We start from the raw sequence: 12,171 nt of genomic DNA on the forward strand, positions 1-12,171 counted from the left end.
GGCGCCGATGCGCCATATGCAAATGCGGAAAAGCCGCGTTCCTTCGCGCCCCCTCTGTCCTGCCGGACATCTCCCCCTCAAGGGGGAGATTGGATGCCGCGCCGGGTTTCGCCAATCTCCAGCGTTGGCGGAAGGGCGAAGCGACGAAGCTGCCAATCTCCCCCCATGAGGGGAGATGTCCGGCAGGACAGAGGGGGGCGTTCAGGCGCTGACATAACCCTCAAAACCTCGGAATGTCCGGAAACGCTAACTCTCCGCGATGCACATGCATGCGCCCTAGCTCCGCGCAGCGGCGCAGTTGCGGGAACACCTTTCCCGGGTTGAGCAGATGATTGGGATCGAAGGCGCATTTGACCCGCATCTGCTGGTCGAGGTCGATCTGGTTGAACATTTCCGGCATCAGGTCGCGTTTCTCGACGCCTACCCCATGCTCGCCGGTCAAGACGCCGCCGACCTTGACGCACAGCCGCAATATGTCGGCGCCGAAACTCTCGGCCTTGTCGAGTTCGCCCGGCACGTTGGCGTCATAGAGGATCAGCGGGTGCAGATTGCCGTCGCCGGCATGGAAGACATTGGCGACGCCGAGCCCGTATTTTTCGGAGAGCTCGCGCATGCCGGCCAGCACGCGCGGCAGTTCCTTGCGCGGGATGGTGCCGTCCATGCAATAATAGTCGGGCGAGATACGGCCGACCGCGGGGAAGGCAGCCTTGCGCCCTGCCCAGAAGCTCAATCGCTCCTGCTCCGACTGCGAAATGCGGCAGGTGGTCGAACCGTTGCGGATGGCGATCGCCTCGACCGCGGTGATGAGATGATCGACCTCGACGCTGGGCCCATCGAGCTCGACGATCAGCAGAGCCTCGACATCCAGGGGATATCCGGCATGGACGAAATCCTCCGCCGCATGAATCGCCGGACGGTCCATCATCTCCATGCCACCGGGAATGATGCCGGCGCCGATAATGTCGGCGACGCATTGGCCACCCTGCTCGCTGGTCGGGAAACCGATCAGCAGCGCACGTGCCGTCTCCGGCTTCTTCAAAATGCGCACGGTGACTTCGGTGACGACGCCCAGCAGGCCTTCGGAGCCGGTCATGACGCCGAGCAGGTCGTAGCCTTCCGCGTCCAGATGCCTGCCGCCGAGCCGCACCACCTCGCCGCTCATCAGCACCATCTCGATGCCGAGCACATTGTTGGCGGTCAGGCCGTATTTGAGGCAGTGCACGCCGCCGGAATTTTCGGCGACATTGCCGCCGATCGAACAGGCGATCTGGGAAGATGGGTCGGGGGCGTAGTAAAAACCCTCCTGCTCGACGGCGGTGGTGATGCCGAGATTGGTGACGCCCGGCTGGGCGACGACGATGCGATTGGGGAAATCGATCTCGATAATGCGGTTGAAGCGGCTCATGACCAGGAGCACCGCGTCCTCCAGCGGCAGCGCACCGCCCGACAGCGAGGTGCCGGAGCCGCGCGGCACGACGCGGATGTTGCGGTCATTGCAGTATTTCAGCACGCGCGAAACCTGTGCCACCGTTTCGGGAAGCACCACGACCAATGGCAATTGCCGGTAGGCGGTCAGGCCATCGCTCTCGAAGGCGCGCATTTCGTTGGCCGCGTCGACCACACCCTCGCCCGGCACGATAATGCGCATGTCGGCGACGATCTCGCCGCGCCGGCGCATCGTGGCGTCGTCTGGCTTGGGCATGGCAAGGCCGGACATCGGCAGCCTCATCTCGCGTGAGTGGTCAAAATCTTTTACCAGTGAAGGGCGTCGGTTGCAAACCCCGCTTTGACCGAGAGCGGACACGGACGCAACGGACGCCTTCCGTAGCGGCAATCTGCCGCTGGCGCGCTTTACCCTGTGGGAAGTAAAGGCGCGCCTACTCGCCCGGATGTTTCGTCGGCTCGGAATGCATGCGCCGCACCCGCCGCACGCCCCACCAGACCAGCAGGATGGCGAGCGGCACACACGCCGCCGTGACCACTTCGGGCGCGAAGGCATGGCCGAAGATCGAGGCGCCCTTGGCGACATAGCCGACGAGGCCGACGACATAGTAGGAAACGGCCGCGACCGACAGGCCTTCGACGGTCTGCTGCAGGCGCAGTTGCAACCGGGCGCGATTGTTCATCGAGGCGAGCAGGTCGCGGTTCTGCTTCTCGACCTCGACATCGACCCAGGTGCGCAGCAGCGTGGTGGCGCGCGTCAGCTTGCGCGACAGATTGGCCTGACGCTCCTCGACCGAACGGCAGGTGCGCATGGCAGGCGCCATGCGCCGCCGCAGGAACCCCGCCCAGGTGTCATATCCCTGTACGGCTTCTTCCTCGAGCGCTTCCAGCCTTTCGCCGACGATGCCGTCATAGGCACGGCTGGCGCCGAAGCGGTAGAGGCTCGACGCCGCGTCGGCTTCCAACTCAGCCGCGAGTTCGGTCAGGTCGGCAAGCAATTTCTGGCTGTCGCGGGTCTCGGCGAGTTTCATCTCCAGCGTGATCTGGGCCAGCCTGTCCTCGATACGGCGGGCGCGGCCGGACAAGGCCAGCGCCAACGGCAGGCCGAGCATGGCCAGCGTGCGATAGGTCTCGATGTCGATCAGCCGCTGCGACAAGGCGCCAGTGCTGGCCGGCGTCAGGGCGCGGTCAAGGATCAGCATACGGGTCAGGCCGTCGCCATCCTGGCGGAAATCGGTGACGATTGCAGCATTGCCGCGTTCGACCAGCGAATAGCAGAGGCTGGTCGGATCGAAGCCGGCGATCGACCGCTCGCCCGCCTGCGTCCATTTGCGGATCTCGAGCCGGATGCCTGAAATAACGGTTCCGGGTGGAGAAAATCCGTTGCCGAACGGCGAATCCTCCTGGCCCTTGCCGCCTTCGGCAAGCGGCCCTTCCCACAGATAGGTGGAGAATTCGGTATGCCGCTCCCAGCGCAACGAGCCCTGGCCCCATCTCATGGCGTGATGGCGGGCCTGACGGTCGGGCGCGGCTATGCCGAGCCGGCGCGACAGCTCGGAAAGCACCGAATGATCGACGCCGGCGCCACCCTCGGTCATGAAGGCGAGCTGGATCAGCACACGCGGCTTCTCGATCAGCGGGTGCGGACGGGCATGGACTTCGCCCAGCGCGCCGGGCCGTCCCTCATGCGCCGGAAATCCGAGCACGCTGCCCTTGGCGCGCGGCTGAAATTCGAGATTGGACGGGTCGTGCGACACGGCTTGTTCCCCGGGTTTCTTTGAACCCTCTTGCAGTTGCGTCCTCTAGAGCCAATAGGCTCCTGACGCAAACAGCAAAGTTTAGCCGAAGAGGATAGGGGCGCGAGCGGGGAAGCCGACACGCTTCGACCAATTGGATAAATAATTTGACCAGTTGGCGACGCTGGCTTTATCTTGCGCGACACCGGTTCAACACTCCCAGGCATGCCGTTGAGCGACATTTTTTCCAGGATCGAGCACTCGCGAACCGCCGACGAGGTGGTGCAGCAGATCGAAAGCCTCGTCCTCGAAGGCGTGCTGCGCACCGGCGACCGGCTGCCTGGCGAGCGCGAGCTGGCACGCCAGTTCGATGTGTCCCGGCCGATCCTGCGCGACGCGCTGAAGGCGCTCGAGGGACGCGGCCTTTTGACGACGCGGCCGGGCGGCGGCACATATGTCGCCGACATCATCGGCCAGCTGTTCACCAAGCCGGTGGCGGACCTGATCTCGACGCATCGCAAGGCGGTGGCCGATTACCTGGAATATCGCCGCGAGGTGGAGGGGATCGCCGCCGAATATGCGGCGCGGCGCGCCACGCCGGAGGACCTGGCCCTGCTCGACCGCATCATGGCACGCATGGACGAAGCGCACCGCACCGGGGATTTCGACGACGAAGCCGAGATCGACGTCGAATTCCATCATGCGATCTGTGAATGCGCGCACAACATCCTGCTCCTGCATACGCTGCGCTCCTGCTACAGGCTGCTGTCGGAAGGCGTGTTCCAGAACCGGTTGCTGGTGTTCACGGTGCCCGGCGCGCGCGATGCGCTGCTGGCCCAGCACCGGGCGATCCACATCGCGGTCAAGGCCGGCGACCCGGCCGGCGCGCGGCAGGCGGCGATGGACCACATGATCTATGTCGAGCGGTCGATGGCGCAAGCCGAGCGCAGCGGCGACTGGCAGCGCGTATCGCGGCTCAGACTCAGGCAACGCTCTGAAGCCGGCGATGCCGAACCGGCGCGCAAACGCTCCTGAACGATATCGATCAAGCGGGGACACGATGAGCGACATTCTCACCATTGCCGACCTCAAGGACCTGGCGCGACGGCGCGTGCCCAGGATGTTCTTCGAGTATGCCGATTCCGGCGCATGGACCGAGAGCACCTACCGGGCCAACGAGGAGGACTTCCAGAAGATCAAGTTCCGCCAGCGCGTGCTGGTCGACATGAGCAACCGCTCACTGGAATCGACCATGATCGGCGAGAAGGTGGCCATGCCGGTGGCGCTGGCCCCAACCGGCCTGACCGGCATGCAGCATGCCGACGGCGAGATGCTGGCGGCGCAGGCGGCCGAGGAATTCGGCGTGCCGTTCACGCTGTCGACGATGAGCATCTGCTCGATCGAGGATGTCGCGTCGGTGACGAAGAAGCCGTTCTGGTTCCAGCTTTACGTGCTGCGCGACAAGGACTTCGTGCTCGACCTGATCGACCGGGCAAAAGCGGCGAAATGCTCGGCGCTGGTGCTGACGCTCGACCTGCAGATCCTCGGCCAACGGCACAAGGATGTCCGCAATGGACTTTCGGCGCCGCCCAAGATGACGCTGGCCAACATCGCCAACATCGCGGTCCGTCCGCGCTGGTGGATGGGCATGGCCGGCACGAAGCGCCGCACGTTCCGCAACATCGTCGGCCACGCCAAGGGCGTCGGCGACGTGGCTTCGCTGGCGTCTTGGACGACGGAGCAGTTCGACCCGCATCTGTCGTGGAAGGACGTCGCCTGGATCAAGGAACGCTGGGGCGGCAAGCTGATCCTGAAAGGCATTCTCGACAAGGAAGACGCGTTGATGGCCGCTGAAACGGGCGCCGACGCGATCGTCGTTTCCAACCATGGCGGGCGTCAGTTGGACGGCGCATCCTCGTCGATCATGGCGCTGGAGGAAATCGCGGACGCGGTCGGCGACAGGATCGAGGTGCACATGGATGGTGGCATCCGCTCCGGCCAGGACGTGCTGAAGGCGCTGTGCCTCGGCGCCAGGGGCACCTATATCGGCCGGCCGTTTCTCTACGGCCTGGGCGCGCTCGGCAAGGAAGGCGTTACCAAGGCGCTGGAAATCATCCGTAAGGAGATGGACATCACGCTGGCGCTGTGCGGAAAACGTCTGGTGACCGACATGGGCAAGGACCAGATCCGGCGCTAGCCAGGTCGGCGACGGCCTGATCACGGAGACAGCGATACGTTGGCAGAACCCGACATTCATTTCCTGGACGCGCGCGGACCGGACGGCATGCGGCTCTACGCAATCGGCGATGTCCATGGCCGGCTCGATTTGCTGGCCGCCATGCATCAGCGAATCGAGAGCGAGCTCGAATGGAAGCCGGCTCGCGACTGGCGCGTCATCCACCTCGGCGACTATGTCGACCGTGGGCCGGACTCCAAGGACGTCGTCGATTTCCTGATTGAGGCGCGCAAACGCGATCCGCGAAACCTGATGCTTGCCGGCAATCACGACCTCGGCTTTCTCGATTTTCTCGATACCCCTGACCCGGACGGGCTTTTCATGCGCTATGGCGGGGTCCAGACGGCGCTATCCTACGGTGTGCCCCTCGCGGCCGACGCCGGCTGGTTCGGCAAGATGGAGACGATGAGACGGGGGCATCAGGCTCTGCTCGAAGCAGTACCGCAACACCATATCGATTTCCTGCGTTCGCTACCCTTCTCAATCAGCTTCGGCGACTTCTTCTTCTGCCATGCCGGCATCCGGCCAGGCGTTGCCCTGGAGAACCAGAATCCGCAGGATCTGATCTGGATCCGCGACGTTTTCCACGATCACGCCGGCCTTTTCCCGAAGATCGTGGTGCACGGCCACACGCCCGTTCCCGAGGCGGAAGTCATGGCCAACCGCGTCAATGTCGATACGCTCGCCTGGCAATCAGGCATGCTGAGCGCGCTCGTTGTCGAGGACGCCGACAAACGCATTCTGACAATGACAATAAGGGAAGCTTGAGTGGCGCGCGCCGCGGAAACGACGCGAACGGTCCGGCTATTCAGCGCAGCGAAGCGGTGACGCCGTAGCCGTCGACGGCGTTGTGGTTGTTGGCGGCATCGGCCGCATAGATGCCGAGACCGCAAATCACGATGGCGGACATCATGGCAAAGGACAGAAGCGCTGCTTTCACGGACGTCATCTCTTGTTGAGCTTCCTGCATCTGTGCACGAGGCGGTTACCAATGCGTTGAAACCGAAAATACGTCTCAAAGTTTCGACGATTTCGCGCTTCTAGGCACGTTCTGTATCGGCGGTGTGTCGCACGGGCCACACAAAGGTCCGTCGCGGTTGCACCGGTGATGCAGAGCGCGCGCCTTCTAGGATGGCGGGCGTACACAAGCCAAGGACGAAACCGGTTTTCCCCAGGCGGATTCACCGCCGCGTGCCAATTATGCCACGCCCTGGTCCGCAGAGATGATGCTCAGATCGTCGCCACCCATGCGCGGGCGATGGCAAGGCCGGCAGCATCGGCATCCGGTCCGTTACGGGCCATTTCGCCCTCGAGCTTGCCGGCCCAGTCGGGGTGGCGCGCTGCAATGATCGGCGCGAAAGAGGTGCTCCAGTCCTTCACCAGCGGCCGATCGGCCTCGAAATGGAACTGGAAGCCGTAGACGGCGCGGCCGACGCGGAACGCCTGGTTCTCGGCGACATCATTGCCGGCGAGCCGCACGGCGTCTTCAGGCAGCACGAAGGTGTCGTCGTGCCACTGGAAGATCGGGAACTTTTCCGGAAGCTCGGCCAGCACCGGATCGGCCTTGGCGTCCGGCGTCAGCGACACGCCGCGCCAGCCGAATTCGTTGGCGCCGCCGATGCGGTTCTCGCCGCCGAAGGCGCGGGCAACCAGCTGGCTGCCGAGGCAGATGCCGAGCACCGCGCGGTCCTGGCCGGCGAAATCGCGGGTCAGTTCGAGCAGCGCCGGAAAATAGGGATATTCCTCATCGGCCAGCGCGTTCTGGCCGCCGCCGAGCACCACCATGGCGTCGTGGCCGTTCGCATCATCCGGCAGCGGATCGCCCTTGTAAGGAAGGCGGATGTCGAGATCGGCACCGGCTTCCGCAAGTGCCGCGCCGACCTGGCCGAGGCCGGTGTTGTCGTAGTTCTGGACCACCAGCACCCGCATCGCAAAACCCTGCTGACGTGAAAACGATGCGACGAGCGATATCATGGCGCCGGCATTTCAGCCAAGATGCGGGCGCGCGGAGAAAACTATGCCACTGCAAAACCGGGTCGATCCGTTCGGCGCCATCCACGCCGCGCCCGAGCGCGGCCTGTTCATGGGCAATCGCGGCATCATCCACGATCCCGAGACCAGGACGCTGTTGAAAAAACGCTGGGCGCTTCACGCCTGGATCATCTGCGTCTGCGACTTCGGCGACGTGCGTCGCGAGCCGATGGGCCGCAACCGGCGACGTGATGATCAATCGGGGGCCAAGGCGGGCTGGACGGAACTGTTCTTCCTCGACGAGGTGACGGCGCTGGCGGCGGGCCATCGGCCCTGCTTCTTCTGCCAGCGCGAACGGGCCAGGGATTTTGTGGGTCGCTTCGGCGAAGCCTTCGGCATAACGGAGCCGCGCGCGCCGCAAGTCGACAAGCGGCTGCACAAGGAGCGGCTGGCCGCGGGCGGAAAGCCGCCGGTGGTGGCGGCCGACGAGCTTGCAGGCCTGCCCGACGGCACGATGGTCGACGGTGGCGGCAATGCCTACGCCTTGCGTCGCGGCAAGGCGCTGCGCTGGTCGTTTGCAGGATATTGCGGAGCGCAGGATTTCAACGACCTCGCTCATCGGCCGCTGCGGCTGCTGACGCCGCCGACCGCGATCGGCGTGCTGAGGCGAGGCTACGAACCCGTCTGGCATCCTTCCGCCAAGGCTTGACGGCAACCGTCGCCTCGCCCATTCCTCGGCCATGCGCGCCAACTACAAGATGCAACGCCTGTTCGTGCCCGACGATCTCGGGCCGGAGATCGAGTTCGACGCCGGCCACCAGCAGAGCCATTATCTCCTGCACGTGCTGCGGCTTGGCGAGGGCGCCGAGATCCTGTTGTTCAACGGCCGCGACGGCGAATGGTCGGCGGCCATCGCGGCCAAATCCAAGAAGGCGGTGAAGCTGAGGGTGCTGGCGCGGCAACGGCCGCAGCCGCCGCTGCCCGATCTCGTCTACTGCTTCGCACCGCTGAAGCAAGGCCGGCTCGACTATCTGGTGCAAAAGGCGGTCGAAATGGGTGCCGGCGTGCTGCAGCCGGTCATCACCCAGCACACGCAAGTGGCCAAACCCTCCATCGACCGGTTGCGCGCCAATGTCGTCGAGGCGGCCGAGCAGTGCGGCATACTTGCGGTGCCGCAGGTGCGGGAAGCGGAAAAGTTCGAACGCCTGCTGACCGGCTGGGACAAGGAGCGGCGGCTGATCTTCTGCGACGAGGACGCTTCGACCAACAATCCCCTGCCCACGCTGCAAGCGTTGAGCGAAAGGAAGCTCGGCCTGCTGGTCGGGCCGGAAGGCGGATTTTCCGACGAAGAGCGCAAGCTGTTGCGCGCTCTGCCTTTCGTTACCGCCATTCCGCTCGGCCCGCGCATCCTGCGCGCCGACACGGCCGCGGTGGCCGCACTGGCGGTGATGCAGGCCACAATCGGCGATTGGTGAGGGTTTCTTCCTTCTCACACAAGGGAGACGGGAAGAGCCGCATCGTTCAATTCCTGTTGACCTCTGGCTCAGGATTTTTCGCTTGATCGGCTACTGACATTTCGTCCATCTAGCGCCGGCGGTCGTCCGGCCGCCCTGCAGTGCCGCGCGTCGACGCGCAAAGGCCGCTGTAGTACTTTGATTTTGGCGCATATCTCGGAAATCGAGGTCGATTTCGGGATCGTTGCGCCGCAGGGGCTTGATGATGGCGCGTGACACAACCGATTTCCGGCCGATCGAAGGCATGGACGAACTCGTCGCGCACCTAGCCGAGGGCAACAAGCCGCGGGAGAAGTGGCGCATCGGCACCGAGCACGAGAAATTCCCGTTCTACGTCGACGGCAACGGACCGGTGCCCTATGGCGGCGAGCGCGGCATACGCGCCATCCTCGAAGGCATGCAGTCAAAGCTCGGCTGGGACCCCATCATCGATGACGGCCGCATCATCGGCCTGGTCGAGCCGACCGGCCAGGGCGCGATTTCGCTGGAGCCCGGCGGCCAGTTCGAACTCTCCGGCGCGCCGCTGGAGACGATCCACCAGACCTGCCGCGAGGGCAATGCCCACCTGGCGCAGGTGCGCGAGATCGCCGAGCCGATGGGCATCCGCTTCCTTGGCCTTGGCGGCAGCCCGAAATGGTCGCTGGCCGAGACGCCGAAAATGCCGAAGTCGCGCTACGAGATCATGACGCGCTACATGCCCAAGGTCGGCACCAAGGGCCTCGACATGATGTACCGCACCTGCACGATCCAGGTTAATCTGGACTTCGAGAGCGAGGTGGACATGCGGCGCAAGATGCAGGTGTCGCTGAAGCTGCAGCCGCTGTCGACGGCGCTGTTCGCCAATTCGCCCTTCACGGAAAGCCGGCCGAACGGCTTGCAGAGCTGGCGCGGCGACATCTGGCGCGACACCGACAACCAACGCTCGGGCCTGCTCGAATTCTGCTTCTCGCCCGATTTCGGTTTTGCCGACTATGTCGAATGGGCACTCGACGTGCCGATGTATTTCGTCATCCGCGACGGCCAGTACCACGACATGACGCACGTCACCTTCCGTCAGTTCATGGCCGGGGCCGTCCGCAATGAAATCCCGGACGGATTGCCGACGATGGGCGACTGGGCTAACCATCTGTCGACGCTCTTCCCCGACGTGCGGCTGAAGCGCTTTCTCGAGATGCGCGGCGCCGATGGCGGGCCGTGGCGGCGCATCTGCGCCCTTCCGGCCTTCTGGGTCGGGCTGCTTTATGACGAGGCAGCGCTCGATGCGGCGGAGGCGCTGACCTCGAGCTGGACCTACGGGGAGGTGCTGGCGATGCGCAACGCCGTGCCCGAACAAGGCATTTCGGCGCCGTTCCGCAACGCCACGTTGCGCGACATCGCTCGCGACGTGCTCACCATCTCGCGCATGGGGCTGAAGAACCGCGGCAAGAAGAACCGCGACGGCTATGACGAGACCTCGTTCCTCAACACGCTCGACGAAGTCGTGGCGCGCGGCACCACCAGCGCCGAGGAGATGCTGTCGGCCTACCACACACGCTGGGGCGGCTCGATCGAGCCGGTGTTCATGGAATACGCCTATTAACCCTCGGCTTCGAGGCGGCCGAGCTCCTGCAAAAGCCGCTTCAATCGGCGGTGGAAACGAATTAGGCTTCTCCGGCGGGGATTTCCGGAGGAGAGACCAATGCCTTCCTTGTTCGACATGCTGGCACAAGCCCAGAACGGCAGCGGCATGCAGGCGCTTGCCCAACAATACGGGCTCTCGATGCAGCAGACGCAATCTGCGGTGGAGGCGTTGCTGCCTGCCTTTTCGCAAGGACTGAGGCGCAACACCGCCGATCCCTATGGGCTCGGCGCCTTCATGACGGCGATGGCGAGCGGTCAGCACGCCAAGTATTTCGAGGACGCGACCCGGGCCTTCTCGCCGCAAGGCATCAATGAGGGCAACGGCATTCTGGGGCATCTGTTCGGCTCGAAGGATCTGTCGCGCGCGGTTGCCGGCCAGGCGGCGCAAGCGACCGGTATCAGCCAGCAGGTGCTGCAACAGATGCTGCCGGCCCTGGCCTCGATGATGATGGGCGGGCTGTTCAAGCAGACCACCAATCAGTTGGCCGGGGGGCAGATGCAGGCGGCCAGCGGCTTCGGCGCCGCCGGCAGCAATCCGCTGGGCGAGATCATCGAGCAGATGATGCGCCAGGGAGGCGGCCTGGGCGGCGCCCAGGCGCCGGCGCCGCAGCCGAGCCCGCCATCGCAAGACCCGATGGACAACCCGCTTGGCAAGGTGCTGCAGGACATGTTCGGCGGCGGCGCGCCACAGCCGCAAAGCCGATCCCAGCCACAACCGCAGCAGACACAGAACCCCTTTGGCGACAATCCGCTCGGCAAGGTGCTGCAGGACATGTTCGGCGGTGGCGCGCAGCCGCCGCAGGACCAGCCTCAGCCGCAGCAGACCCAGAGCCCCTATGGCGACAGTCCGCTAGGCAAGATCTTCGAGGAGATGCTGCGGCAGGGTGGCGGTGCATCAGGCGGCGAGCAGCCGGCGCCGCAGCCCCAAGCTCGGCGGCAGCCCCAGGCGCCGCAGCCGCAGGCCAATCCGAGCGGCAGGCCGACGAACCCGTTCGACGATCTGTTTGGCAAGATGTTCGAGACCGGAGCGCAGCAGCGCGACGACTACCAGAAAGGCATGGAGTCGATTTTCGACCAGTTCAAGCGCGGCATGGATCGGCGGTAGCCGTCGCCCAGGTTTTGGCTTTTGCCTCGCGCAAAAAGAAAGCCCGGTCCTTGGGAGGACCGGGCAGCGTGCAGGCAGGCCGGCGGGGGACCGGCAGGGAGTGGGAAGCCTGCATGAACCTTGGTCGCGCTGACTGATGAAAAGGTTCAGCGGGACCGAAATTCAACCGATCAGGCCACCCTGCGGGCGATGTCCTCGATGGTTTCGACGCGATCGCTGGCGATTTCGCGCAGCATCGCCGTCGGATCGCGGCCAAACGGCACGTCGATGGCGACGTGCAGGTCGGCGCGCGTCAGGCCGATATCGGCAAGCTCGGCGTCCGACATCTCGCCGAGGCGATAGAAGGCACGGCGGTTTTTCCAGGCCTGGTAGACATTGGAGACCGCATTGATCGCGCGCGTCGCAACGGCCGGACGCGTGGTGATGCGCGAGGTCTCGGTGGCGAAATCAAACGTAACCATGTCGGTCTCCTTCAGACTCGAACGGGCAAAACCAGGCGATCGGCGCTGGCGACAGCGGCCGTTCCGGCTTCGATTCACATGCCTT

At 64.6% G+C, this 12,171-nt stretch carries 12 protein-coding genes; 7 read left to right on the forward strand and 5 right to left on the reverse strand.

The window, feature by feature from the left end; translation table 11 throughout:
- Positions 1–220: 220 nt before the first annotated feature.
- Together ACIU1A_RS19290 and ACIU1A_RS19295 are read right to left on the reverse strand one after the other, a co-directional pair.
- Complete coding sequence (locus ACIU1A_RS19290; RefSeq protein ID WP_404925022.1) at positions 221–1,717, reverse strand: FAD-linked oxidase C-terminal domain-containing protein; 1,497 nt, start codon at positions 1,715–1,717, stop codon at positions 221–223.
- 160 nt (positions 1,718–1,877) lie between these two features.
- On the reverse strand, positions 1,878–3,200 hold the full coding sequence (locus ACIU1A_RS19295; RefSeq protein ID WP_140566453.1) for a DUF3422 family protein: 1,323 nt from the start codon (positions 3,198–3,200) through the stop codon (positions 1,878–1,880).
- Between the two features lie 210 nt (positions 3,201–3,410).
- Here ACIU1A_RS19295 and ACIU1A_RS19300 point away from each other — a divergent pair, with 210 nt between their 5' ends.
- Genes ACIU1A_RS19300 through ACIU1A_RS19310 form a run of 3 tightly spaced genes read left to right on the forward strand, consistent with a single transcriptional unit; the run spans position 3,411 to position 6,183 of the window.
- On the forward strand, positions 3,411–4,214 hold the full coding sequence (locus ACIU1A_RS19300) for a FadR/GntR family transcriptional regulator (RefSeq protein ID WP_140515030.1): 804 nt from the start codon (positions 3,411–3,413) through the stop codon (positions 4,212–4,214).
- Between the two features lie 25 nt (positions 4,215–4,239).
- Entirely contained in the window at positions 4,240–5,376 is a 1,137-nt protein-coding gene (locus ACIU1A_RS19305) for an alpha-hydroxy acid oxidase (protein ID WP_140524799.1), read from the forward strand.
- A gap of 39 nt (positions 5,377–5,415) precedes the next feature.
- Positions 5,416–6,183: a metallophosphoesterase family protein gene (locus tag ACIU1A_RS19310; RefSeq protein ID WP_404925023.1), complete on the forward strand. Its 768-nt coding sequence runs from the start codon at positions 5,416–5,418 to the stop codon at positions 6,181–6,183.
- Positions 6,184–6,223: 40 nt separating this feature from the next.
- Here the strand turns inward: ACIU1A_RS19310 and ACIU1A_RS19315 are convergent, their stop codons facing one another.
- Positions 6,224–6,364: a hypothetical protein gene (locus tag ACIU1A_RS19315; RefSeq protein ID WP_181165325.1), complete on the reverse strand. Its 141-nt coding sequence runs from the start codon at positions 6,362–6,364 to the stop codon at positions 6,224–6,226.
- A 281-nt stretch (positions 6,365–6,645) separates the two neighbouring features.
- Positions 6,646–7,344, reverse strand: coding sequence for a type 1 glutamine amidotransferase (locus tag ACIU1A_RS19320; protein WP_404927968.1), 699 nt, complete (start codon positions 7,342–7,344; stop codon positions 6,646–6,648).
- An 88-nt stretch (positions 7,345–7,432) separates the two neighbouring features.
- On the opposite strand from ACIU1A_RS19320, the gene ACIU1A_RS19325 reads away from it, so the two are divergent.
- The 4 genes from ACIU1A_RS19325 (at position 7,433) to ACIU1A_RS19340 (ending at position 11,625) form a co-directional block, all read left to right on the forward strand.
- Positions 7,433–8,095, forward strand: coding sequence for a hypothetical protein (locus ACIU1A_RS19325; protein WP_404925024.1), 663 nt, complete (start codon positions 7,433–7,435; stop codon positions 8,093–8,095).
- Between the two features lie 31 nt (positions 8,096–8,126).
- On the forward strand, positions 8,127–8,861 hold the full coding sequence (locus tag ACIU1A_RS19330; protein ID WP_404925025.1) for a 16S rRNA (uracil(1498)-N(3))-methyltransferase: 735 nt from the start codon (positions 8,127–8,129) through the stop codon (positions 8,859–8,861).
- A 244-nt stretch (positions 8,862–9,105) separates the two neighbouring features.
- Positions 9,106–10,479 (forward strand): glutamate--cysteine ligase, encoded by a 1,374-nt coding sequence (locus ACIU1A_RS19335; protein WP_140558666.1) that lies wholly within the window; start codon positions 9,106–9,108, stop codon positions 10,477–10,479.
- A 99-nt stretch (positions 10,480–10,578) separates the two neighbouring features.
- Entirely contained in the window at positions 10,579–11,625 is a 1,047-nt protein-coding gene (locus ACIU1A_RS19340) for a DUF937 domain-containing protein (RefSeq protein WP_140581224.1), read from the forward strand.
- A 170-nt stretch (positions 11,626–11,795) separates the two neighbouring features.
- Here ACIU1A_RS19340 and ACIU1A_RS19345 read toward each other — a convergent pair whose 3' ends face one another.
- Positions 11,796–12,086, reverse strand: coding sequence for a DUF1127 domain-containing protein (locus tag ACIU1A_RS19345; RefSeq protein WP_140498379.1), 291 nt, complete (start codon positions 12,084–12,086; stop codon positions 11,796–11,798).
- Between the last annotated feature and the right edge of the window lie 85 nt (positions 12,087–12,171).

The organism is Mesorhizobium maamorense, from assembly GCF_044998965.1.
Lineage (GTDB): Bacteria > Pseudomonadota > Alphaproteobacteria > Rhizobiales > Rhizobiaceae > Mesorhizobium.